A 23,228-nucleotide genomic window follows, 5' to 3' on the forward strand; every position below is an offset into this window, starting at 1 on the left:
GTAGCAGCCGGTTCGCTTCAGTTCCTGCAAATCTCCCTGTTTTCGGCCATTATCAGGGAAAGAGAATGAGGCGGGTTCGCTCCGGACTGCGTCGCGCACCAATCCCCTTCCCATCCTTTCGCGGATTTGCCGGCGCCCGGCGCGGCGGCACGCACAGGCAAAGGCGCATGCGCGGCCCGAAGACCGCGCATGCGCCCCTGTGGGCGCGGAGGGTCGGCCGCGCCCGGGGATAGACGGTTACTGCCCGCCGGCGGAAAGCCCCCTGGCCCAGAGCCGCATGTCGGCCGCCATGGCCGCCAGCTGTTCCGGGTCTTCGAAGACCGAGTGGCCGGCCGGGTAGAGTTTCGACGTGCGCCGTCCCTCGCCGATGCCGGCCTGGTCGAGCGCGAAGAGCCCGGCATAGGCCGGGGTGGTTATGTCGTAGAGGCCGCCCACGGTGAGGAGGCTGAGATCGGGCTTCAGCTCGAACGCCCGCGCCAGGTAGGGCGTGAAGCGCGCGCTGCGATAGGATGTCCCTTCGCCCCAGCCCCACTTGAAATTGATGCCCAGGTTCAGGCTCCGGTACGGGCTGGGCAGGGTATAGCCGAGCTCGTCCGCCAGGTAGGCGGCGATCGTCTCCCCGGTCGACGTGCCCAGCGTCATCGAGGGGTCGTCGAACGGCGGCTGGAAGTTCGATTCGGCGATCGCGCGCGTGGCCCGCGCGTCGAGCTGGCCGGTCCGCAGCCCCCGGTCCGCCAGCAGGCCGAGCATGAAGCCCTGCTTGTCCAGCCGCAGGTCGTTTTCGAGCAGGGTCGCGACCGGCAGGCCGACCAGCGAGGCAAGCCGCCGCGCGATCGCCGCCTTTTCGCGCGGCTCGAGCGAGGGCCCGCGGATGAGCGCGCCGGCATAGTCTTCCTGCGCGAAGCGGAGCGCCTCGTCGTAGACCTGCTGCACGCTCCGGCCGCGGCGCTCGATCGCCCCGTGATACCAGGCCACGGCGGCCAGCGTCGGCAGGAGCACGACGTCGCGGATCACCGGGCCACCGGCGTCGCCGATCGACATCGACAGGAGCGCGACGCCATCGGGCAGCGGCAGGTCGCCGTCGGCCTGCGCGCCCAGCATGGCAAGCGCGCGGGCCGAGCCGTAGCTTTCGCCGACGAGGGCAAAGGGGGAGCCGGTGCGCCCGTTCGCCTCGCGCCAGGCCTGGACGACTTCGGCCACGGCGCGCGCGTCGCCCGATACCGAAAAGAGGCTCGACGGATCGGTCCCGGCAACCGGCATGCTCGCGCCGGTGCCGGGCGGATCGACGAAGACGAGGTCCGCCACGTCGAGCAGGCTGTGCGGATTGTTCACCAGCGTGCGCCCGTCCGGCCCGAACACCCGCGGTCCGAATGCCTCCATGTGCAGCGGCGAGGAGGAGGCGCCCGGCCCGCCGTTGAAGACGAACAGGACCGGCCGCCGCGCCGGGTCGGCATCGCGCGCGACATAGGCGTAAGTGACGACCACGGCCGCCGCCTCGCCTGCCGCGTTGGCCACCGGCGTTTCGGTAACGATCGCGTCGTAGGCGACCCGCTGCCCGCCGAATTCGCCGGCATGGCGGGTCGTGACGACCGCGCTGCCGGCCGTGTCGCGCGGGACCATCGGCTCCATCGCGCGCAGGAACGAAGGCGGCATCGGCCGGTCGAATTCCTGCGCCTGGGCGGGCGCGGCGCCGAGCGCCAGCGCACTGGCGGCGAGGGCGAGGGACAGTGGGCGTCGGATGATCATCGGATATCCTCTTGCGGCAGGCGCGGAAGCGCATCGATCAGGCGCTCCACGTCGTCGATCGTGTTGAAGAACGAGGGGCAGACGCGGAACCGGTTGCGCGACAGCGTGATCGTGACCCCGGCCCGCTCCAGCGCGGGGGCGAGCCGTTCGCGCGCGCCCTCGAGCGAGCAGGTCAGCAGCGGGGTGCGGCTGTCCGGCGGGGTGACGACGCGGTAGCCCTTCGCCGGCAGCGCCTCGTGAAGCCGCGCGAGCAGGGGCATTCGCGCCTGCGCGATCCGCTCCACCCCCAGTTCGAGCAGCGCGGCGAGCGTCCAGTCGAGCTGGGCCATGACCGCGTGCGAGCGCGTGCCCATCGCGAACAGCCCTTCGGCGTCGTCGCGCGCGGCCATGTCGGCCACGCCATCGCCGGGCGGGTCGAACGGATAGACGTGCGAGCGGAACCGGGCGAGCTGGTAGTACCCGAAGCGCGGGCGGCGCAGCTGGTCGAGCAGGCCCTCGCGCACGTAGAGGAACCCCAGGCCGAAATCCCCCATCAGCCACTTGTAACTGGCACAGGCGGCGAAATCGACGCCGGTCGCATGAAGATCGAGCGGCACGGTGCCGGCGGCATGGATGATATCGGCATAGACACGCGCGCCATGCGCGTGCGCGGCGTCGCAGATTCGCGCCAGGTCGTGTTCGAACCCGTTGTAGGTCGATACCAGCGACAGGCTCACCAGCCGGGTGTCGCCGTCGATCGCGCGTTCGTAGGCGGCAGGATCGATCCGCCCGTCCTGGGGCCGGAGCCAGACGATTTCCATCCCGCGCCGGGCGAGCTGTTCGTAGATCCAGAACGAGCCGAAGAAATGCAGCGTGTCGGTGACGATCCGTCCGCCGCGGCCGGGCAGGTCGAGCGCATCGATCGCGAGCTGTTCGCCCGCCGTCGTGCTCTGCACGAAGGCCAGTTCGCGCGGGGAAGCGCCGACCAGCCGGGCGAACCGTTCCTTGACCCGACGCTCCACCTCGCCGCTGGGCCAGCGCTCGCCGGTCGCGCGGCTGTGCAGGTAGCGCTCCACCGCGTCGCGCGCGCCCAGCGGGACCGGGTGCGCGGTCCCCGAATCGAGATGGACCGTCGGCATCGGGGCGAACATCGCCCGCGCCAGCCCCTCGCCGGGGGCGGCGGTGGAGGCGGGCGGGCGGGCCTGCGCGGCGACGCCCGACGCGACGGGGCCCGACGCGACGGGCAGCGCCGCCGCCCCCGCGAGAAGCGCGCGGCGCGACAGGTCCGGCCCAGCCCTCGAAGCGTTCCCATCCATGGCTTGCAGAATATCCGGCAGACGGCGCATAAATAATCCCTTGTTGCCGCCGCGGTGAATTGTCGCCCCGGCGCGCGGACGGTGGCCCGCGCGTGCGCCGCGGGCCGTGCCGCGCACCCTTCGCATAATTTTGGCCGCCGCGCCCCGCTAGGATCGCCGCGGGAGGACGAACGATGAACAGATCGCCATTCACGCTGGCCGCCGCCCTGGTCCTGGCAGGCTGCGCCGGCCCGGGCGCCACGGGCATTGACGGGACGGACCCCGCCCCGACGAACCCCGCCGCGAGGGCGGGGGCGGAGATGGCCGCAACGGGCTGCGCCGACGGCGCGGTGCGGAGCGAGCACCGGGTGACGATCGAGGGACGCACCCTCGCCTATACCGCCTGCGCCGGAACGCTGACCCTGCGCGACGACGCGGGAGAACCGCTCGCGGACCTGTTCTACACCGCCTATTTCGCGCCCGGCGAAACGCGCGCAGTCCCGCGCCCGCTGACCTTCGTCTGGAACGGCGGGCCGGGCGCCGATTCGCGCCTGCTGCACTTCGAAGCGCTCGGCCCCCGCGTCCTGCGCGACGGCGCGCTGGTCGACAACCCGGCCACGCCGCTGCCCGCCAGCGACCTCGTCTTCCTCGATCCCGCCGACACCGGCTTCAGCCGCGCCCGGTCCGACGCGGCGCGCAAGCGCCTCTATTCGACGACCGGCGATATCGCCGCCACGCGCGATTTCATCGTCGCCTTTCGCGCGGCTTACGGCCGGGTCGGCTCGCCCCTGTTCCTGGTCGGCGAAAGCTTCGGCACCTGGCGCGCGGCCGGTGCGGCAGAGGCGCTGGCCGACAGCGGCGAAGACGTCGCCGGGATCGGGCTCGTCTCGGGCGGGATCCCGCTGGGCGAAAGCGACGACCGGGCGCTGATGCGGGCGCTGTCGTTGCCGGGGCGCACCGCCGCGGCCGCGGCCCACGGCAAGCTGGCGGGCGACCTCATGGCCGACCCGGTGGCCGCCATCGCCGCGGCCGAGCGCTGGGCGCGGGCGACCTGGTACCCGGCCCTGGCCGATCCGCAGGGCCTGTCGGACGCGGAGCGCGCACGGGTCGTTGCCGGGCTTGCACGGTTTCACGGCATTGCCCCGGAGGCGATCGACCCGCAGACGCTGTGGGTGTCGCCGCGCGATTTCCGCACCGCGCTGCTGGCCGACCGCGGGCAGACGCTCGACGTGTTCGACATGCGCAAGGCCGGCGCGCCGGACGACGACCCGCGCGCCGAGGCGGCGATCCTGCGCTACTATCGCGAGAGCCTGGACGTCGAGGGCGGCACTTATGCCGGGATCGAGGGCGAGGCCCTGCCGGTCGGCGCCGGGTGGCAGTACGACCAGGCCCCGATCACCGAGGAGTCGCTGGCCCGCGCGCTGGCCGGCGAGGGGCCGCCCAGCCCGTCGCAGCCGTGGACCCTGCGGGCCTTGCGAAAGATGCCGGCGATGCGGGTCTTCGTCGCCGCGGGCCTGTACGATTCGCTCAACAGCTGCGCCGCGAACGAGGCGACCGTGGCCGCCCTGCCGCCCGGCGCGGCGAGCCGGATCGCGCTCCACTGCTATGCCGGCGGGCACATGATGTACGACGATCCGGCCGTGGCGCGGCTATTCGGGGCAGACGTCAGCGCCTTCCTCGGCAATTCAGGCAAATCGCGAGATCGCGACTAACTTATGCGCTCTGAAACGCAACTGTCATGAATTCATGCAGCACCGCATTTCGACGGCGCGCCATTTGCAACAATTTGCGCCGCGATCGCGCCTAGTCCTTGAAAGCGCCGTGGGGGACTCGGCAACGACATCACATTCTATGGGGATCGACATGTTCATTCGACGCACCTGCCGGACCGGCGCCACCGCCCGCACCACGCTGCTGGCGACATCCGCACTCGCCGCGCTGACCGCGCTGCCGGCCGGGGCGAACGCGCAGGACGGCGCCGTGGCCGATCCCGCGGCCGCCCCCGCGGCGGTGGAGAACGCGCCGATCGTCGTCACCGGTTCGCGCATCCGCCGCGACCCGGCGGACGAAACGGCCCCGCGCGCGGTACTGAACGAGGAAGTGATCGAGAGCCGCGGCTACACCACGGCCGCCCAGGCGCTGAACGAGCTGACCACCAATACGCCCCAGCTGAGCCAGGCCGACGGCGGCGGCGAGAGCAGCGGGTCGGGACAGCAGTTCCCCGATCTCTTCGGCCTCGGCCCGGGGCGCACGCTGACGCTGGTCAACGGGCGGCGCATGGTCACCACGTCCTCCGGCCTCGGCGACGCACAGGTGGACGCCAACATCATCCCGCTCGGCCTGCTCGAACGGGTCGAGGTGGTCCAAGGCGGCGGCGCGGCGGTCTATGGCTCCGACGCGATCGCCGGCGTCGTCAACTACGTCCTCAAGGACGACTTCGAGGGGATCGAGCTCGACGCGCAGAGCGGCATTTCCTCGCGCGGGGACTATCACACCTACAGCCTTCGCGGCACGGCCGGGACCAACTTCGCCGACGGCCGCGGCAACGTGGCGGTCGATATCGGCTATGCCCGCTCGCCCCTGCTGCGCTTCGCCGACCGGCCGCTCTCGGCGCTCGGCCGCCTGACCGTCTCCAACCCGGACGACACCGGCCCCGACGACGGCATTCCCTCGGTCACCGAGCTGCTCGACGCCCATTTCTGGGAATTCAACGCCAACGGCGTCCTGTTCAACACCCCGGCCCCCTTCACCCGGTTCCTGACCCAGCTTGACGGAACCCCGCTGCAGTTCGCGCCCGACGGCGGCCTCGTCTCGTTCGATCCGGGCGAGCAGGTCGGCATCCCCTTCGCCAGCGGCGGGGACGGCTTCGCCTATCGCGACCTCGTGGGCCTGCGCAGCGGGGTCGAGCGGCTGACCGGCAACCTCATCGCCAGCTACGAGCTGTCGAACGCGGTGACCGCCCGGGCCGAACTGCTCTATGCCCGGACCGAAGGGGAAGAGATTCCCCAGGGCCACAGCCGCACGATCCTGAACTTCGGCACATATGCCGGGCCGGTGATCTTCACCACCGACAACCCCTTCCTCAGCGACGAGGCGCGCGACACGCTGGCGGCGGCGAACCCCGGCTTCGCCTTCGGCGCGCCGATCTTCCTGTCGAAGTATTTCCACGACCTGACCCCGTCGAACCGGCAGGACCACCAGACCGAAACCTATCGCGGCGTCGTGGGGCTGGAGGGGGACTTCGCCGCCGGCTGGCGCGATTTCTACTGGACCGTTTCGGGCAGCTACGCCCGGGTCGAGGGGTCGCAGCGCCGCTGGGAGGTCGATAACGCGAAATACGCCAACGCCATCGACGCGGCGCTGTCGGGCGGGTCGATCGTCTGCGCGATCAATGCCGACGGCACGCCGGACAACGACGACCCGGCCTGCGCCCCGATCAACCCGTTCGGCGACGGAAACGTCAGCCGCGCGGCGCAGGAATACGTCAGCGTTCGGGCCGGCCAGGATTACACCAACGAGCAGATCGATTTCCTCGCGACGCTGGGCGGCGACCTCTTCCGCCTGCCGGGCGGGAACGTGCAGTTCAGCCTCGCCTACGAGCACCGCGACGAACAGGTCTCTTTCATGCCGATGGAGGCGAACCGCCTCGGCCTGTTCGGCGGCGGGACGATGGAGCTTGCCCAGTCGGGCGGCTACAACACCGACGAATTTTCGGGCGAGCTGCTGGTCCCGGTCGTCAGCAGCGACATGGACGTGCCGCTGGTCGAAACGCTCGAACTGGGCGCGGCGGGCCGCTACGTCGACAACTCGATCGCGGGCAAGGAAGAAGTCTGGGATCTCAGCGCGCGCTGGCAGCCGGTCCACGGGGTCACGCTGCGTGCCTCGCGCAGCCGCAACTTCCGCGCGCCCACGCTGACCCAGCTCTTCGCGCCTTCGTCCACCTCGCTCGGCTCGGTCGGGCGCGACCCATGCGATGCCGACCGGATCTCCAGCGGGCCCAACCCCGACGTGCGCTATGCCAACTGCCTCGCCCTGTTCGAGGCCAATCCCGGCTACGGCGTCGAGGCCGACGGATCGAACGCGGGCGACAGCGCGGCCGACCGGCTGGCCGGCTTCCAGAACCCGGCCGAGAACTTCCAGCGGGCGACGATCACCACCGGCGGCAACCCCGATCTGCGCAACGAGGTTTCCGATACCTTCACCTACGGCGTGGTGCTCCAGCCGGCGTTCATCCCCGGCCTGACGATCAGCGCGGACCGGGTGGAGATCGACCTCGAGGACGGCCTCTCGCCCTTCACCACCGAGGATTTCGCCGCCGCCTGTTACGACAACGTCGATCCCGATCCCGAAGTCTGCTCCGCCTTCAGCCGGATCGCCAATCCCGACGGCCTGAACCCGGGCGGCGCGATTCTCAGCGGGACGACGACCACGTTCAACGCCGGCGTCGTCCGGTACCGGGGTGAAATCTACGCGATCGACTACCGCTTCGAACCGGCGGGCGGCGATCTCGGCCGGTTCCACGTCGGGATCAACGCGACGCACAATTCGCTGCTGACCACCTCGGTCACGGGCGAGACCTTCGTGCGTACCGACGACACCTACCTCAAGCCGACGTGGGAGGGGCGCTTCAACCTCGACTGGAACAAGGGGCCGGTCCGCCTGAGCTACCAGGCTTACTACCTCGACGAGACCAGGGCCGCCTTCGACGCGACGATCGAGAACAACCCCAATCCCATCCTCTCGAGCAACCTGACGCACAGCCTCTCGGCGCAGTTCGACGCGGGGGCCATGTCCTTCCGCCTCGGCGTCGACAACCTGACCGACGAGCAGCCCTCGTACCCCCAGATCGCCTATGGCGACATCCTGGGCCGGCGGTTCTGGGCCGGGATCAAGGTGCAGATGTGACGAACGATCGTCCGGCGCGGGCCCACGCACGTTCGTGAGCCCGCGCCGCATGAAACATGGCCCGGCGGTTCCTCGCCGCGCCGGAAGCGACCACGGGCAAGAGAGAAACCGATGACGTCCCGCCCCCATGGCATCCCCGCGCCGGCTTCCTATTCGCACTGGGTCCGCCAGGTCTTCGCCCGCATGCAGCCGCAGCGGGACGATCTCGTCAGCCTGTTCGAAAGCTCGGTCTCCGAACCGCTCGACCTGCTGTCGAAGCTCGTCGGCGACAGCTTCGGCGAATCGATCACCCCGCATTACGAAAGCGCCTTCGCCAGCGGCAATCCGCACGTCATCGCGATGCTTGCGCGCGAATACGGCGTGGCGCGCGAACAGGTGCTGACGACCACCGGGGCGACCGGCGCGCTCTCGCTGGTCTATCGCGCGCTGCTGCGCCCGGGCGATCGGCTGCTGGTCGAAAGCCCCGGCTTCGACCTGTTCGGCCTGCTGGCCCGGGCCTGCGGGTTCGAGGCCGACAGCTTCGCGCGCACCGGCCCGCGCTTCACGATCGACCCGGCGGCGGTGGAACGCGCGCTGACGCCCGCGACGCGGCTGGTCGTCCTGTCGAACCTGCACAACCCGTCGGGCTTCATGGTGCCCGAGGAAACGCTGCGCGAACTGGGCGCGATCGCCGACCGGCACGGGATCTACGTCATCGTCGACGAAGTCTATGCCCCCTATGCCGGCGAGGCGGTGAAGCCGGCGGTGACGCTGGGCATCTCCCCGCGCGTCATCTCGATCAACAGCCTGACCAAGATCTACGGCCTTTCAACCCTGCGGTGCGGCTGGATCGTGGCCGACGCCGAAGTGATGGAGCCGATCCGTACGCTCAACCGCGAGGTCGAGTTCGCCATTTCCAAGCTCTCGCACGCGGTCGCCGCGCGCATCCTGGAAAACCCGGCCCCCTATCGCGAGCGCACGGCCGCGATCGTCGACCGCGCCCGCCCGTTCATCGACGCCTATCACGCGCGCTGGCTGGACGAAGGACTGGTCGAAGGCGAATTGCCGCCCCACGGCTGCATCGCCTTCCCCCGGCTGGTGGGTATCGAGGATACCCGCGACTTCGCCGACTGGCTGGCCGACGAACGCGGCGTGATCGTCGCCCCCGGGGCCTATTTCGGGGCGCCGGGCCATGTCCGCATCGGCTTCGGGATCGACGCCGCCCGGCTCGAGCTGGGGCTGGAAATCATGACCGGGGCCATGCACAGCTATCGCGACGCCCGCACCCGTGCCGGCGAGACCGGGATGATATCATGAGACGACGCACGATCGCCCGCCGGGGTGCGGCCCTGCTCGCCTGCGCCGCGGCGCTGATGCCTGCGCCTGCGGCCGCGCACGCGCCGCGCTCGCCCGCCCCGCCCCTGCCGCCGGGCATTTCGGTCGCGGCCGACACGATTCCCGTGTCGAGCCAAGCGACCGGTTCGAGCGAAGGCCCCGTTCCCGGCGACGGCCCCGCTGTTCGCGAGGACCGCGCGCCGGACGCGAGCGTCGGCTACATCGCCTATACCGCCCGCGAAGGATCGGGCCGGCCGGTGATCTTCGCCTTCAACGGCGGGCCGGGCGCATCCTCGACCTTCCTCCACCTCGGCGTGCTCGGCCCGGCGCGGCTCGACGTGCCGCAGGACCCGGCCGCTCCCCTGCCCGCGCACGCGCCGCTGGCGCCGAACGCGAACGCGCTGCTCGACCTGGCCGATATCGTCTTCCTCGACCCGCCGGGCACCGGCTTTTCCACGCGCGACGGCGCCGACGCGCAGTATTACAACAGCGTGGCCGGCGATGCGCGCGCGGTGGCCCAGGCGGTCGATGCCTGGCTCGCCGCCAACGGGCGGCGCGATGCGCCGGTCTATATCCTGGGCGAAAGCTACGGCACGATCCGCGCGGTCGCGATGCTCGACGCCTTCGCCGCGCTGGAAAGTGCGCCGTCGATCCGGGGCGTCGTGCTGCTGGGCCAGGCGCTGAACATGATCGAGACCTCGCAGCGGCCCGACAACATCATCAGCTACGTCGTCTCGCTGCCCTCGCTGGCGGCGATCGCCTGCTATCACGGCAAGGCCGCGCGGCCCTGCATCCCCGGCGCGATCGCCGAAGAGGCGGCGCGCTTCGCGCACGAGGACTATCTCCCGGCGCTCTTCGCCGGAGCCGCGCTGCCCGCGGCGGAGCGCCGGCGGATCGCCGCCCGGCTGGAGGAGCTGAGCGGGATTCCCGCCGCCTTCTACCTCGCCCACGACCTGCGGATTTCCAAGGAACGGTTCCGGGTCGAGCTGCTGCGCGCGCAGGGCAAGGTCGTCGGCCGCTACGACGCGCGCTACCTCGCACCCCGGCCGGCCGACGCGGGGCCGGTCGTCGGGCCCGATGCCTTCTCCGCCGTGTCCGACCTCTATCGCCGGGCGATGCCCGCCTATCTCGACGCCCTGCTGCCCGGCACGCGGGGCGCGGATTACAAGGTCATCGCGCGGCCCGGGGGCACCTGGCGCTATGGCGGGGCCGATTCGCCGTTTTCCGACTGGCCGTTCATGGAAACGGTCGAGCGCGCGGCCGCGGCCGATCGCTGCCTGCGGCTCTTCGTCGGCACCGGGGTGTTCGACCTTACGACCACGATCGGCGCGGCCGACTACCTGTTCGCGCAGAGCTCGCTCCCGGCCGCGCGCTACCGCGCGGAAGAATACGGCGCGGGCCACATGTTCTATTCCGACGCCGCCGCGCGCGAGGCCTTCCTGGCCGACATGCGCGCCTTCATCGCCGCGGATCCCTGCGCGTGAGCGACGGCGGCGAAGCCGGCCTGCGCCAGGGCATCGGCCTGTGGGGCGTGGTGTCGCTGGGCCTCGGCACGGCGGTCGGGGTGTCGATCTTCTCGGCCGTTTCGCCGGCCGCCGGGCTCGCCGGGCCGGGAATGCTGCTCTCGGTGCTGGTGGCGGCCCTGCCGATGTACCTGATCGCGGTCAGCTACGCCTTCCTCGGCTCGGCCCTGCCGGTTTCGGGCGCGTCGTTCGTCTGGCCCGCACGGTTCCTCCACCCGGCGCTGGGTTTCTTCATCGCCTGGATGCGGATCGTGGCCAACATGGGCGCGATGGTCGTGCTCGCGCTGGTCCTGACCCGCTATATCTCGATGATCGTGCCGCTGCCGACAAAGCCGGCGATGTTCGGCTTCCTCGTCCTCGCGCTGCTGGCCAATCTCTTCGGCGTGCGCACCGCCGCGCGCAGCCAGACGATTATGATCGGCCTGCTGATCGTGCTCTTCGCGGTGTTCGTCGCCTGGGGGGCCGGCACGGTCGAGGCCGGGCGCCTCGCCCCGGCCTTCCCGCAGGGCGCCTCGGGCGTGCTCGCGGCGGCGCCCCTGCTGATGGGCCTGTTCTTCGGGATCGAGGCCGCGACCGAGGCGGGCGCGGAGATCCGGCGGAGCCGGCGCAGCATCCCGCTGGGCATCGCGCTGTCGATCGGTTCGGCGACGGTCCTCTACCTCGCGGTCGCCTTCGTCGCCGTCGGCGTCATGGGCAGCGATGCCCTGGCCGCCAGCGAAGCGCCGATCCTCGAGGCCGCCGAACGGTTCATGGGGCCGGTCGCGCGCCCGCTGGTCGTGCTGGCGGCGATCGTCGCCATCGGCACCAGCCTCAACGCGATCTTCACCCTGTTCAGCCGCAGCCTGATGGCCATGGGGGCCGACGGGGTGCTGCCGCGGGCGCTGGCGCGCGTCCATCCGCGCTGGCACGTGCCCCACGTCGCGCTGCTGGCGGTCTTCGGCCTCGGCTGCGCGGGCCTGCTCCTGCCGATGGAACTGACGTTCCTGTTCCTGGCGGTCAACATCCCCAACCTGGTGAAATACGGCAGCATCTGCCTGGTCGCGGCCCGGGTCGCGCGCCGCCATCCCGAAATCCACGCGAAGGCGGCGTTCCGCCCGCGCCGCAAGACCGTCGTCGTGCTGGGCAACGCGGGCGCGATCTGCGCCGGCGCGCTCGTCTTCACCGGGCTGGAGGCGGACTGGCGCCCCTATGCCCTGCTGCTCGCCTGGGGACTGGCCGGCGCGGCCTGGTACGCGCGCCGCGCCGCCGCCGCGCGCCCCTGATCCCGCGCACGCCCGGCGCCGCCGAGGCCTGTTTTCGATTGCACCCGGCGCCGGTCAGGGCGCGGTATCGCCGCCCTGTCCCGCGTCCGGCAGCGTAACGGCGGGGGCCGCGGCAAAGGGGCGCACGCCCACTTCGCGCCAGATCTCTTCCGGAAAATAGACCGAGCCGCCCTTCACCACCATCGCGATGCGGTGCAGCGCGGCGAGGTCCTCCAGCGGGTTGCCGTCCACCAGGATGAAGTCCGCCAGCTTGCCCCGGGCGATCGAGCCGAGCCGCTGGTCGCGGCCGAGGTATTGCTCGGGCCCCAGCGTCGCGAGGTGCAGCACCTCGGCCGGCGCGATGCCCGCCTCGCCATAGATCTGCAGCTCGCGGTGGACCGAAAGGCCGGTGGCATCGTCGGTGCCGGGCAGGATCGCGATCCCGCGCCGGTGCATCTGCGCCAGCAGGCGCTTGATCGTTTCGAACGCGCCGAGGTAGGCCGCCTCGTCGGCCGGGCTCTCGATCCGCGCGATCCCCTGCCGCCGGCGGCGTTGCAGCGCGGTCGGCAAGTGGTCGAAATAGCTGGCGACCGCCGGGCTGATCGCGCCGTCGCGGCTCAGCATCAGCAGTTCCAGCGTCACCGCGGTCGGATCGATCGCGACCCCGCGCGCCGCCATCGCGTCGAGCGTCGCGGCCACCCGCGGGGCCGACAGGTCCAGCCCGGCGGTGCGCTTCATCGCGGTCAGCCGCAGGATCGTGCGCGTGTCCTCGCCCGGTTCCAGCACCCAGCCGAGCATGAGCTGGTTGATATGGGTCAGCTCGTCGTAGCCGGCGGCGATCATGGCATCGGCATCGGTGAAGGCCGGGACGTGCCCGGTCACGCCCAGGCCGTGCTTCTTCGCCTCGTCCACGATATCGCCCACCCAGTCGGGGTTCATCGAGTTGTAGATCTTGACCTGCCAGTATCCGCGCGCGGCGTACCAGCGCACGGCGGCGCGCGCTTCCTGCGCGCTGTCGACGATGAAGCCGTTGCGCGACGAATATTCGCTGCGCCCTTCGAGAAACCCGTTGCGCACGATCCGCGGCCCGGCCACTTCGCCGCGCGCGATCCGTTCCTGCAGGTCGAGCAGGAAGGCATTGTCGTTGCCCATGTCGCGGACCGAGGTGACACCCGCTGCGATGTAGAGCAGCGCCGACTGCAGCGAGACGTGGGCATGCATGTCGTGCAGGCCGGGCAGGACGGTGCGGCCGGCCCCGTCGACCACGACTTCGCCCGGCGTCGCGGGGCTGTCGAGCGGTTCGACCGCGGCAATTTCCTCGCCATGGAAAACGAGCGAGACCGGCGCGCCCAGCGTGCCGCCCTCGGGGTCGAAGATCCGCACGTTGCGCAGGCGCACCGGCGCGTCGAAGCGATGCGCGACCTTGTCCTGGATGCGCGCGAAGCGTTCGGCCTGGCGGCTCGCGGCGAGCGCGGAAAGCGCCTCGGCCTCGTTCTCGAAGCCTTCGCGAACGGTCACCGATCCGGGGGCAATGCGCGCGAACAGCTCGCCGTCGTCGTCCAGCAGGACCGTGTCGGGCGACAGGCCGATCCCGTGGATCGACACCGCGCGATAGCGCACGCCGCCGACCTCGACAGGTTCGCCTTCGCTCAGCGTCAGCGTTCCGCCGGGCAGGGCCGGGATCGCGCGGTCCGCATCGGCCAGCAGGGCCCGGGCATAGAGCCCCAGCGCCCAGGGGCTGCCCTCCTGCGCGACGTAGATCGCCTCCCCTTCCACCGTGGCCGAGCCGCTGCCGGTCGAATCGGTCCAGCGCGCGCGCGCGCCCTCGCGCACGAAGCGTTCGTCGATCGCGTTCTGGAAGGTCGAGGTCCCTTCCAGGTGCCAGCGCCGCGGCAGGCCGCGGTCGTCGAGCACGATCGATTCGCGCATCGTCGGGCCGCGCCCGTTGTTCTTGACGTCGTAGGTGACCGAGACCTGTTCCCCGTCCGTCTCGGCGACGAGAAAGCCCACTTTTTCCCCGTTCGCCACCACGGCATAGCGTTCGGTGCCGGCGATCGCCGCGCTCGACGCCCCGGCCAGCATGGCAAGGGCGAAGGCGGCGCGGAACGGGCGGATGCGGATCATGGGCGGGAGCTCCGGTAGAGATGGGCGGCGGCGGCAAGGTCCTGTACCGCGTGGCCGAGCGACTTGTAGGCGGTGATTTCGTCGTCCGAGCGGCGGCCGGGCTTCCGTTCCAGCAGGATCTCGCCGATCTCGGCCACGATATGGTCGTCGGTCACCAGCCCTTCGTCGCGCGCGACGAGGAACTCGGCCGCGGCGTCGAGCGCGGAGGCGCGGCTGTCGGCGACATAGCGGGCGCGGGCGACCAGCTCGCTGTCCACTTCCACCGGGCCCGGGCCGCTGGAACCGACGATGTTGACATGGCACCCGGGGCGCAGCCAGCGGCCGGCCAGGATCGGCTCGCGCGCGCCGGTCAGCGTGCAGACCACGTCGGCGCTGGCCACTTCCGCCGGCAGCTCGCCGGCCGGCCTGACGGGCAGCGCGCCGGAAAACTCCTCCACCAGCGCGCGCACCTTGTCCGGGTTGCGGCCCCAGATCGCGATCCGTTCGAAATCGCGGACCAGCGGCAGGGCGCGCAGGTGCGTCCGCGCCTGGCCGCCGGTGCCCATGATCAGCAGGCACCGCGCGTCGCGGCGGGCGAGAACGTCGGTCGCCATGGCCGTCGCCGCGGCGGTGCGGATATGCGTCACTTCCTCGGCATCGACGATGCACACGGGGCGCCCCTCGTCCGGTTCGAACATCGCGATCACCCCGCGGTGGCGGCGCGTTCCGGGCTCGCCGGGGGAGGGGAAGACGCTGATCATCTTGGCCCCGAACATGTCGTCGTCGCCCAGGGCACCGGGCATCTGGGCGAACGTGCGCCCTTCGCCCATGTGGAACATCGTGCGCAGCAACTGGCGCGTGCGCCCGTCCGAAAGCGCCATCATCGCCTCGCGCACGACGGCGATGCAGGCGCGGTAGTCCAGGTGCGCGCGGACGTAGTCGCCGTCGAAGATCGCCAGTTCGGATTTGCGCATGTCCACCCCTTTCGTTCGCGCGCCGGTCGCGGCCACCCTAGCCGGGGCGGGGCGATCAGATTTGTCTTTTCGCCCCGAGCAGCCTAGTCGGGAGCATCGATTTTCGCCGCCCTTGCCCGATGGAGCATAAAATGTCCGCCGATCTCGATCGCCTCGACCTCAAGATCCTGGACCGGCTCCAGATCGACGCCGCCGATTCATCGAGCGCGATCGCCGAGCACGTCGGCCTTTCGCAATCGCCCTGCTGGCGCCGGATCCAGCGGCTGAAGGACCAGGGCTACGTCAAGCGGCAGGTGGCGATCCTCGACCGCGAGAAGTTCGGCGAGAGCATGTATATCTTCGCCCAGCTCAAGGTCTCGCGCCTCACCGACGACCAGCGCGAGCGATTCGTCAACGCGCTGCAGGACATCGACGAGGTGACCGAGGCCTATACCCTGTTCGGCGAGATGGACGTGATCCTGAAAGTGCTGGCGCCCAATATCGCCTGGTACCAGAACTTCACCTTCCGCCGGCTGCTCCGCCTGCCGGGGGTGGAGGACGTGCGCTCGACCGCGACGCTCTCGGAACTCAAGTGCACGCATCGCATCCCGCTGCCCGCGCTCTGAGCGGCGCGCGCCGATGCATCATTTATGCGCCTCGCCGCCCGGCGCGCGCGGCTTCGCATAGGCCATGCGCGCATGCTTGCGATAGGGTGCAGGGCATGAGTTTCGCCCGCCAAGCCGCCGCCATCGCCGCCACCGCGCCCCTCGCCGGGGCAGTCCTCGCCGCGCTCGCCTTCGCCGCCCCGGTCGCGGCCCGGGAAGCGCCGCAGGAAGCGCCGCAGGCAGCGCGGGAGGGATCGCCGCCCCGCTTCGACCTGCTGCTGGCGCCCGGCGACCGCGACGGCGACGGGACGATCGAGACGCTCGGCGTCACCGCGACGGTGGCCGATGCGCCGGCGACCTTCCGCCTCCCGCTGGTGCTCAACACCGTCGCAACGTCCGCCGCGGACATCGCGCAGCTTTCGTTCACCGACGCGCGCGGGCCGCTGGCCACGACGGTCGAGGACGAGCGGCCCGATCCGGCGAACGCGATCCGGCGCTGGCACGCGGAGCGGCCGCCCGAAGGGCCGCTGACGATCCGTTATGCCCTCGCGATCGATCCCGACCGGCCGTTCATGGCCCTGCCGCAATACGAGTTGCGGACCGGGCCGGCGGGCTTTTCCGGGGCGGGGACGGCCTTCGTCGTCCTGCCCGAAGACGACGTGCGGCGCGACGTGCGCGTGGCCTGGGACCTGTCCGCCCTGCCCGCGGGGGCGCTCGGCGTCTCCAGCCTCGGGGTCGGCGATGCCCGTTCCGAACGCGCGCTGTCGGCGGGCGATCTCGCCTCCACCTACTACATGGCCGGCCGGCCCGAGCTCTTCCGGTCGGACGGGTTCTTCGCCGCCTGGCAGGGGGCGCTCGGCTTCCCGGGGCACGAACTGATGCAATGGGCGGCCGATCTCCACGCCTTCTACGGCCGCTTCTTCCGCCACAGGCCGGCGACGTTCGGGGTCTTCGGCCGGACCAACGCGGTCAACCCGGGCAGCGGGATCGGCCTGACCGACAGCTTCGCCTTCACCTTCGACGAACATACCCCGGCCGACGAGCTGAAGGGCCTGCTGGCGCACGAGATGCTCCACGCCTGGGTCCGGTCGCTCAGCGACGGGGGCGACGGGGCGAGCGGCCTGGCATCATCCTGGTTCAGCGAGGGCCTGGCCGTGCATTACCAGCGGATGTTGCCGTGGCGGGCGGGCCTGATCGACGACGAGGCCTTCCTGGCGGACCTGAACGCGACCGCGGGCCGTTATTACACCAATGCCCTGATCGCGACGCCGAACGAACAGGTCCCGGCCGGGTTCTGGCGCGACACGCGCATCCGCGTCCTGCCCTACGATCGCGGATCGCTCTATTTCGCCGCCCTCGACGAGGATATTCGCGCGGCGTCGGGCGGGGCGCGCAGCCTCGACGACCTCGTGCGCGCGATGCTGGCCGAGCGGCGCGCGGGCCGGCCGATGGACCGGGCGCTGTTCGAACGGCTGCTGCACGCCGAACTGGGCGACGACGGCCTGGCCGGGCTGGAGGCGATGCTGGCCGGGGACACCGTACTCCCCTCCCCCGACGCATTCGGCCCCTGCTTCACGCGCGTCACGCGGCCGCTGCGCCGTTTCGACCTGGGCTTCGACCCCGCCGTCCTCGTTGCAGAGGAGCGCGTGGTCACCGGCCTCAAGCCCGGATCGCAGGCCGCGCGGGCCGGGTTGCGAAACGGCGACCGGATCGTGAACCGCTTCCCGCAGGATTCGCTCCAGGGCGACCAGGAAGCGACGCTGACCCTCCAGGTCGAGCGCGACGGCCGCCGGTTCGAGATCACCTACCTCCCCCGCGGCGAGACGGTCGAGGCCTACCAGTGGCAACCCCGGGACTGCGCCCGACGCTAGCCCCGGGCGGCGCGCGGCAGGTCGGCGCTGCAGTTCCTCCTGACAACGTGTCGCAGCAGCTCTTCGCAGGCCGTTCCGCAAATTTGCGTAACTTGCACCCAGGCCCCGACAGGCGTAATCAAGTTGCCTCGATGCGTTTGGGGGGAACGGATCATGACATATCGTGCACTTCGGTCGCTGGCGACCGTCATGGCTGTATCGCTGGCGACGCCGGTCGTTGCCCAGGAAAGAATCCAGCCTAATTCCCAATACTTTATGGTTAGCGAGTTCTTCGTTCCCGATGGGAGCGGAGAGCTGGAGGAATATCGCGCCGCGGGCTTCGCGCAGCCGGCGGCGACCGGTGTTTCGCCGCGGCTCTGGCTCCTGCCGGTCATGTCGGTCGATCCCGAGTCGCTGACCTTTTACGACGAGCGGGGCATCCCGTTCACGCCCAGCCAGTATTCGGACAGGACGGCCGCCTCGATATCGGTGCCGATCCGGTACGATGCCTCGATGCCCGATGCGCGCGAACGCGCCGGGATCGCGGCGGCGCTGAAGGGGGAATCGCTGAACCGGTGGGCCACGCACTGGCTGGCCGGCCCCGACAGGCCCTTCGTGCACCCGCCGCTGGCCGGAAACCCGGCGGTGGGCAACCTGGTGTTCCAGGCCTATCAGCAGTACAAGCCGTTCTACGACAAGCTCGGGCAATACGCGAAGGCCTACGAAGGGTATCAGCCGCACGCGGCGACCCTCAACGAAGTGCGGGTGCAACTGCTGGTTGACGGCGAAGTGATCGCCATGCGCGATTATTCCGGCTCGCTGGTCAATTTCGGCAATTCGATGCCCTCGCTGACGGTGACCGCGCCCACGCTCTACCAGCAGAACAAGATCGCGGCCGGCGATTTCGAGGTCAACGTCGGCTATCGCTTCCTCGATGCGAAAACCTCGGTGGTGGAGGGGCGCTACGACGTCCGCCAGGTCCTGCGCCAGTTCGTGGAGGAAACGCGCCGCGCCAAGACCAAGCGGACTTCGTCGGGCTGGCAGGTTCTCGGCTTCGGAAGCCGGCGGTCGCGGCTGAAGACCTCGCTGGAAGAGAACTTCACGTCCAATGCCAACGTCGAGCAGATGGAAGGCACCCGCGTCGTGACCTACGACGCGACCGACGACATGCTAGACAGTTTCGAGGCCGCGTTCTTCCCCGCGCTCAGCAAGCAGCAGTTGTTCGACCGGCACATGAAGGCGGCCGAACAGGCGCAGGCATCGGGCAAGGACGACCTGGCCAAGCTGCATCGCGACTATGCGACCGCCATCGCCAACGACGATGAAATGGCCGAAGTCGATATCGACAAGGCGGCCGCCGCGCTGTCCGCGCAGGATTATGCCGGCTTCATCGCCCACGGCATGCGCTTTTCCAACAGCAGCCACCAGCGCACCGACAATTTTCGGCGGGTGGTCAACACCACCGCGGAAATCGAACAGCACAAGGAATGGCTGGATTACCGCACGCAGACGGTCCAGCGCGAAACGACGGTGCCCGTGGCAATCGAGGCGGGCCGCGAGTGGAAGGCCGCGATGGGGCTGTGCGAAGCCGGCAACATGACGGTGCCGATCTTCCGCCCCTACATGCCGCCGCAGCCGCGCCAGGTTACCGTGCTGTCGTGCATCGAGCCGCAGGGGCCGCTGCACAAGGCGGGTTTCCAGCCGGGCATGTGGGTCGTCGATTTCGACGGGCAGACCGTCAGCAGCATTTCCGACATCGAGAACCTGCTGGCCGCCCGCGAACCGGGCGATCACATCAATGTCCGCTATATCGACGTGCCCGCATCGACCCCCATGCAGACGGCGGTTTCCAGCCGGTGGGTCACGCTGGGTCGCCGGCCGTGATGCACCGGCGGCGCGCCGGCACCGCGCTGGCCGCGCTCATGCTGGCCGGGCAGCCGGCCCTGGCCGCGGCGTCTTCGTGCATGGACGGCGATCCGCAGGCCTGGCTCGACACCCCGGCCCAGCGCGCGCTCTATACGCGGCTCGGCGCATACCTTTCGTGCCCCGACCACCCGGTCGACGGACCGCTCGCCGATCGGGCGGCGTGCAACTACTTCGTCGGCAAGGTGCTGCAGGAGGAATTCGGGGTGGACGACTTCGTCCGCCCCACGGGCGGCTGGCTGACCGCCAACGAGATCGCGGCGAAGGTGGCCGCGCCGCAGTCGCGCTGGCGCAGCCTCGGCCCCGCGGCCAGCCAGGCCGCGCTGCGCCGGGCGAGCGAGGCGGCAGGCGAGGGGGCGGCGGTGATCGCCGTCAGCACCGGGTCGCCCGGCCACGTGGCGCTCGTCCTGCCCGGGGCGCTGCGGCGCTCGGGCAACTGGAAGCTCGACGTACCCAATTCGGCCTCGTTCTCGCTCGGCGCGGTCGAGAAAGCCTATGTCTTCTGCCGCCTGTCCTATGCCTTCGGCGGGCCGGAGGGCGTGACCCTCTATCGCCGCGAGAGCTGACCGGCATCGCCCCGGGCGGCGCGCCGGCGGGGGTGCTCAGCGCAGGCGGGTCCAGGTCTTGGTGCGGCAGAAGATCGCGGCCTTGCAGCCCTTGACCTCCAGCTTGCCGTCGGCCCGCAGCGTCAGGTAGCCGGTGGCCGCGCCGTCGCCCGATTCCGGGTCGTAGACCGGGCCGCCCTTCCACTCGCGCGGGCCGCCGCGGAAATCGCGCAGAACGACCAGCCCCTTCAGCCGGCGGTTTCGCAGCGAGCGGTCGGCATTGCGCACGTCGCGCAAGTCGGGGTTCGCGCGCAGGCGGCGGGCATCGACGATCCGGCCGCACAGCGCCTCGCCGCAGCGGTAGATCTCGACTTTGCCACCCTCGCTGCCCGTGGCCCACAGGCCGGTGATCGGGCTCGCGCTGGCCGCGGCCGGGACGGCGGCGACGAGCAGCGCGGCAATCGCAACGAGGCGTTTCATGCGGGCACCTTTCCGTCTGCGGGCGGAGCGAGCGTCTCGAGCGCGCGGGCGACCAGCGCGCGGTCGTCGTGCTGCCACGGGTGGAAGCCGGGGCGCATGTATCCCAGCGCGCCCGATACCAGCAGGCGCATGGCCCCGCCGCTCCCGTAGAGATAGCGCAGCAGCCGGGCCCAGGTCCGCCAGTCGTTGCGCCCGTCCTGCGCCAGGAGGCCGGCCGTATTGGCGAAGACGACATAGTGGAAGCGGACGGTGGCCGCCCCCATCGCGAAGGATCGCCGCAGCCAGCGCCGCCAGCGCGGCAGATGGCGCGAGGCGTGGAGCCAGGTGTCGTAGGCAACCGCCTTGTGCTCGATTTCCTCGATCGCGTGCCAGCGCCACATGCGCTGCGCCTCCGGGTCGGCGCCTTCGAGGTGCGCCGGGTCGGACAGGACCGCGTTGGCGAGCGTGGCGGTGAAGTGCTCCAGCGCGCAGGTCGCGGCCAGTTGCATCATCGGCGGGCGCCGCCTGGCCCAGGCGATCGTGCGCGCCGCGCGGTCTTCCGCCGGGGCGATGTCGAACCCCGCCTCGCGTGCCTGCTTGTTGAAGAACACGTGTTCGCGCGTGTGCATCGATTCCTGGTAGATGAAGTCGTCGATCTGTTCGCGCAGCGCCGGCGGGGCGTCGTCGCGATAGTGGCGCACCGCGGTCATGAAGAACTTCTCCCCCACCGGGAAGGTCGAGGACAGGGCGTTGAAGAACGCCGTGCGCCCAGGGTCGCCCCCGTGCCACCAGCGCCGTTGCGCCTCGCCCCGGCCGAATTTCCAGTTGCGCTTGCGGATCGCCAGGTCGTCGGGTGTTCGTGAACGGGCCATTTGCAAACCTCCTTGTCTTCGGGACCCCGTTTAATTGACATTGATGTAAATGTAAAGACGAGTCCTGCAAGACGCAGGCAGGGGGTGACGCGCGCGGGCACTTCTGTATGTGCTATCAGGCATCTAGGCCGGATTTGGCCGGCTGGTCATGGAGGGGCAGATGGCAGACCCGAAAGTTCCGCGGGTCCGGCGGCGCAAGCGCATGGGCGACGAAGTGCGCGAGGAGGCCCTCGTCGCGGCGCGAAGGCTGCTGCTCGATCGCGGGCCGTCGGCCGTCACCGTGGCCAATGTCGGCGCGGCGATCGGCATGTCGCACGCCAATGTCCTGCACCATTTCGGCTCCGCCGCGAGCCTGCAGTCCTCGCTGATGGGCAAGATGATCCGCGATCTCACCGATGCGCTCGACAACGTGGTCGAGCTGCTCAAGACCGACGCAGCTGCCCCGCGCACGGTGACGGACAAGGTGTTCGACGCCTTCGACCGGGGCGGCGCCGGGCAGCTCGCCGCCTGGATCATCCTGTCGGGCGACGTCGAGCAGCTCGCCCCGGTGCGCGACGCGGTCCGCGCCCTGGTCGAGGCGATCATGGGCCAGGCGAACGACGACAACGCCGATGCCCGCGTGCGCGCCGCCGTGCTGATGATGGCGGTCAGCGCGTTCGGCGACGCGGTGATCGGCCCCCACTTGCGCGAGATGCTCGACCAGGACGAGCGCGCGATGCGCGATCTCGTCACCCGCATCCTGCCGCTGTTCCTGCTGCCCGACGGGATTCCCCCCGCCGCCCCGTGACGCCGCGCGCCTGTCGGCCAGCCACCGGCCCAACCACCAGCCCCGGCCCCGGCCCCGCCCCGCGCGTTGACAGCGTGAGACAACTGCGCCACGAAACCGTCGATGGCCCGCGGAAAGAAGCGTTCGACGATCGTCGATGTCGCCAAGCTGGCGCAAGTGTCGCCCAAGAGCGTCTCGCGCGTGTTCAACAACGAACCGCACATCACGCCGGCGCTGCGCAAGAAGGTGCTGCGCGCGGCGGAAACGCTGAATTACCACCCCAATGTCATGGCCCAGGGGCTGGTGCGCCGGCAATCCTACCTGATCGGGCTGGTCTATGAAAAACCCAGCCCGAGCTACGTGGTCGAGCTGCAGCGCGGCGCGCTCGAGCGGCTGCACGGCGAACGCTACCGCCTGATCGTGCTGCCGGTCGAATCGGTCGGCGACCACCCGCAGGACGTCGTCGCCACGATCCGCTCCGCCGCGCTCGACGGGGTGATCCTGGCCCCGCCCGCGGCCGACCATCCCGAGGTGCTCGACGGGCTGCTTCAGGCGCGCGTGCCCTTCGCCCGCATCACCCCGCAATCGCGCGAAGGCGTGGGCCTGTCGACGACGATGGACGACATCGCCGCCGGGCGCGAGATCGCCGAACACGTGATCGGCCAGGGCCACCGGCGGATCGCGATCATCAAGGGCGACCCGGCCCACCCGGTCAGCGAACAGCGGCTGGCCGCCTATCGCGCCGCGTTCGAGGACGCGGGGGTCGCGTACCTGCCCGAACTGGTCGAAACCGGCGATTTCAGCTTCGAATCGGGGTACGAGGCGACGAGGCGCATCCTCTCGCGCAAGCTGCGCCCGACCGCGATCCTGGCGCAGAACGACGACATGGCCGTGGGCGCGATGTCGGCCGCGCGCGAGCTGGGGTTCGACGTGCCGGCAGACCTGAGCGTGGCCGGGTTCGACGATTCGGAAATCGCGCGCGTGGTCTGGCCGCGGCTGACCACGGTGCGCCAGCCGGTCGTCGAGATGGCCCATACAGCGGCCGACATGCTGCTGCGCGAACTGGCGGGCGAAGATCCCGGCCCCACAGTGGTCCACACGCACAGCCTGGTCGAACGCCTCACCGTCGCCCCGCCGCCCGCGGCCTGA

17 protein-coding genes are annotated in these 23,228 nt (G+C 70.6%); 11 read left to right on the forward strand and 6 right to left on the reverse strand.

The genetic code is table 11. The annotated features are described in order from the left end of the window. Nucleotides 1–237: 237 nt before the first annotated feature. Nucleotides 238–1,746, reverse strand: a complete 1,509-nt coding sequence (locus tag GRI72_RS11720; protein ID WP_237487114.1) for a S10 family serine carboxypeptidase-like protein — start codon at nucleotides 1,744–1,746, stop codon at nucleotides 238–240. Beyond that, the gene (locus GRI72_RS11725; RefSeq protein ID WP_202389092.1) at nucleotides 1,743–3,041 is read right to left on the reverse strand and encodes an aminotransferase class V-fold PLP-dependent enzyme; all 1,299 of its coding nucleotides are present in this window, start codon (nucleotides 3,039–3,041) and stop codon (nucleotides 1,743–1,745) included. Before GRI72_RS11725 ends, GRI72_RS11720 begins: the two co-directional genes overlap by 4 nt. A gap of 173 nt (nucleotides 3,042–3,214) precedes the next feature. On the opposite strand from GRI72_RS11725, the gene GRI72_RS11730 reads away from it, so the two are divergent. The 5 genes from GRI72_RS11730 to GRI72_RS11750 all read left to right on the forward strand — a co-directional run bounded on the left by GRI72_RS11730 (nucleotide 3,215) and on the right by GRI72_RS11750 (nucleotide 12,024). Beyond that, nucleotides 3,215–4,732: a S10 family serine carboxypeptidase-like protein gene (locus GRI72_RS11730; RefSeq protein WP_237487117.1), complete on the forward strand. Its 1,518-nt coding sequence runs from the start codon at nucleotides 3,215–3,217 to the stop codon at nucleotides 4,730–4,732. A gap of 151 nt (nucleotides 4,733–4,883) precedes the next feature. Beyond that, nucleotides 4,884–7,925: a TonB-dependent receptor domain-containing protein gene (locus tag GRI72_RS11735; protein ID WP_160734108.1), complete on the forward strand. Its 3,042-nt coding sequence runs from the start codon at nucleotides 4,884–4,886 to the stop codon at nucleotides 7,923–7,925. Between the two features lie 111 nt (nucleotides 7,926–8,036). Then, nucleotides 8,037–9,221, forward strand: coding sequence for a pyridoxal phosphate-dependent aminotransferase (locus GRI72_RS11740; protein WP_160734109.1), 1,185 nt, complete (start codon nucleotides 8,037–8,039; stop codon nucleotides 9,219–9,221). Then, a complete protein-coding gene (locus GRI72_RS11745; RefSeq protein WP_237487120.1) occupies nucleotides 9,218–10,723 on the forward strand; it encodes a S10 family serine carboxypeptidase-like protein in 1,506 nt (501 codons plus the stop codon). The genes GRI72_RS11740 and GRI72_RS11745 overlap by 4 nt, the downstream gene beginning before the upstream one ends. Beyond that, the gene (locus GRI72_RS11750) at nucleotides 10,720–12,024 is read left to right on the forward strand and encodes an amino acid permease (RefSeq protein WP_160734110.1); all 1,305 of its coding nucleotides are present in this window, start codon (nucleotides 10,720–10,722) and stop codon (nucleotides 12,022–12,024) included. Before GRI72_RS11745 ends, GRI72_RS11750 begins: the two co-directional genes overlap by 4 nt. Nucleotides 12,025–12,078: 54 nt before the next feature. Here GRI72_RS11750 and GRI72_RS11755 read toward each other — a convergent pair whose 3' ends face one another. Both GRI72_RS11755 and GRI72_RS11760 read right to left on the reverse strand, forming a co-directional pair. Continuing rightward, on the reverse strand, nucleotides 12,079–14,127 hold the full coding sequence (locus GRI72_RS11755; protein WP_160734111.1) for an amidohydrolase family protein: 2,049 nt from the start codon (nucleotides 14,125–14,127) through the stop codon (nucleotides 12,079–12,081). Beyond that, nucleotides 14,124–15,080 (reverse strand): ornithine cyclodeaminase family protein, encoded by a 957-nt coding sequence (locus tag GRI72_RS11760; RefSeq protein ID WP_160734112.1) that lies wholly within the window; start codon nucleotides 15,078–15,080, stop codon nucleotides 14,124–14,126. The genes GRI72_RS11755 and GRI72_RS11760 overlap by 4 nt, the downstream gene beginning before the upstream one ends. Nucleotides 15,081–15,211: 131 nt before the next feature. Here GRI72_RS11760 and GRI72_RS11765 point away from each other — a divergent pair, with 131 nt between their 5' ends. From GRI72_RS11765 to GRI72_RS11780, 4 genes are all read left to right on the forward strand, one after another. Then, nucleotides 15,212–15,685, forward strand: coding sequence for an Lrp/AsnC family transcriptional regulator (locus tag GRI72_RS11765; protein WP_160734113.1), 474 nt, complete (start codon nucleotides 15,212–15,214; stop codon nucleotides 15,683–15,685). Nucleotides 15,686–15,780: 95 nt separating this feature from the next. Continuing rightward, nucleotides 15,781–17,535 carry a M61 metallopeptidase family protein gene (locus tag GRI72_RS11770; RefSeq protein WP_160734114.1) on the forward strand — a complete coding sequence of 585 codons (1,755 nt, stop codon included), beginning with the start codon at nucleotides 15,781–15,783 and terminating at the stop codon, nucleotides 17,533–17,535. A 255-nt stretch (nucleotides 17,536–17,790) separates the two neighbouring features. After that, a complete protein-coding gene (locus tag GRI72_RS11775) occupies nucleotides 17,791–19,398 on the forward strand; it encodes a PDZ domain-containing protein (protein WP_160734115.1) in 1,608 nt (535 codons plus the stop codon). Beyond that, nucleotides 19,398–20,003: a hypothetical protein gene (locus GRI72_RS11780; RefSeq protein ID WP_160734116.1), complete on the forward strand. Its 606-nt coding sequence runs from the start codon at nucleotides 19,398–19,400 to the stop codon at nucleotides 20,001–20,003. Before GRI72_RS11775 ends, GRI72_RS11780 begins: the two co-directional genes overlap by 1 nt. Before the next feature lie 36 nt (nucleotides 20,004–20,039). On the opposite strand, the gene GRI72_RS11785 is transcribed toward GRI72_RS11780, so the two are convergent. Continuing rightward, on the reverse strand, nucleotides 20,040–20,462 hold the full coding sequence (locus GRI72_RS11785; protein ID WP_160734117.1) for a DUF2147 domain-containing protein: 423 nt from the start codon (nucleotides 20,460–20,462) through the stop codon (nucleotides 20,040–20,042). After that, nucleotides 20,459–21,313 carry a metal-dependent hydrolase gene (locus tag GRI72_RS11790; protein WP_160734118.1) on the reverse strand — a complete coding sequence of 285 codons (855 nt, stop codon included), beginning with the start codon at nucleotides 21,311–21,313 and terminating at the stop codon, nucleotides 20,459–20,461. The genes GRI72_RS11785 and GRI72_RS11790 overlap by 4 nt, the downstream gene beginning before the upstream one ends. A 160-nt stretch (nucleotides 21,314–21,473) precedes the next feature. Here GRI72_RS11790 and GRI72_RS11795 point away from each other — a divergent pair, with 160 nt between their 5' ends. Next, entirely contained in the window at nucleotides 21,474–22,100 is a 627-nt protein-coding gene (locus GRI72_RS11795; protein WP_202389093.1) for a TetR/AcrR family transcriptional regulator, read from the forward strand. 102 nt (nucleotides 22,101–22,202) lie between these two features. Further along, nucleotides 22,203–23,228 carry a LacI family DNA-binding transcriptional regulator gene (locus GRI72_RS11800; protein WP_160734120.1) on the forward strand — a complete coding sequence of 342 codons (1,026 nt, stop codon included), beginning with the start codon at nucleotides 22,203–22,205 and terminating at the stop codon, nucleotides 23,226–23,228.

It is taken from the genome of Pelagerythrobacter marinus, from assembly GCF_009827515.1.
Classification (GTDB): domain Bacteria; phylum Pseudomonadota; class Alphaproteobacteria; order Sphingomonadales; family Sphingomonadaceae; genus Pelagerythrobacter; species Pelagerythrobacter marinus.

Bases quoted from the DNA above. Each gene is read 5' to 3' on its own strand.
- GRI72_RS11720 (WP_237487114.1), bottom strand. From the start codon at position 1,746: ATGATCATCCGACGCCCACTGTCCCTCGCCCTCGCCGCCAGTGCGCTG.
- GRI72_RS11725 (WP_202389092.1), bottom strand. From the start codon at position 3,041: ATGGATGGGAACGCTTCGAGGGCTGGGCCGGACCTGTCGCGCCGCGCG.
- GRI72_RS11730 (WP_237487117.1), top strand. From the start codon at position 3,215: ATGAACAGATCGCCATTCACGCTGGCCGCCGCCCTGGTCCTGGCAGGC.
- GRI72_RS11735 (WP_160734108.1), top strand. From the start codon at position 4,884: ATGTTCATTCGACGCACCTGCCGGACCGGCGCCACCGCCCGCACCACG.
- GRI72_RS11740 (WP_160734109.1), top strand. From the start codon at position 8,037: ATGACGTCCCGCCCCCATGGCATCCCCGCGCCGGCTTCCTATTCGCAC.
- GRI72_RS11745 (WP_237487120.1), top strand. From the start codon at position 9,218: ATGAGACGACGCACGATCGCCCGCCGGGGTGCGGCCCTGCTCGCCTGC.
- GRI72_RS11755 (WP_160734111.1), bottom strand. From the start codon at position 14,127: ATGATCCGCATCCGCCCGTTCCGCGCCGCCTTCGCCCTTGCCATGCTG.
- GRI72_RS11760 (WP_160734112.1), bottom strand. From the start codon at position 15,080: ATGCGCAAATCCGAACTGGCGATCTTCGACGGCGACTACGTCCGCGCG.
- GRI72_RS11765 (WP_160734113.1), top strand. From the start codon at position 15,212: ATGTCCGCCGATCTCGATCGCCTCGACCTCAAGATCCTGGACCGGCTC.
- GRI72_RS11770 (WP_160734114.1), top strand. From the start codon at position 15,781: ATGAGTTTCGCCCGCCAAGCCGCCGCCATCGCCGCCACCGCGCCCCTC.
- GRI72_RS11775 (WP_160734115.1), top strand. From the start codon at position 17,791: ATGGTTAGCGAGTTCTTCGTTCCCGATGGGAGCGGAGAGCTGGAGGAA.
- GRI72_RS11780 (WP_160734116.1), top strand. From the start codon at position 19,398: ATGCACCGGCGGCGCGCCGGCACCGCGCTGGCCGCGCTCATGCTGGCC.
- GRI72_RS11785 (WP_160734117.1), bottom strand. From the start codon at position 20,462: ATGAAACGCCTCGTTGCGATTGCCGCGCTGCTCGTCGCCGCCGTCCCG.
- GRI72_RS11790 (WP_160734118.1), bottom strand. From the start codon at position 21,313: ATGGCCCGTTCACGAACACCCGACGACCTGGCGATCCGCAAGCGCAAC.
- GRI72_RS11795 (WP_202389093.1), top strand. From the start codon at position 21,474: ATGGCAGACCCGAAAGTTCCGCGGGTCCGGCGGCGCAAGCGCATGGGC.
- GRI72_RS11800 (WP_160734120.1), top strand. From the start codon at position 22,203: ATGGCCCGCGGAAAGAAGCGTTCGACGATCGTCGATGTCGCCAAGCTG.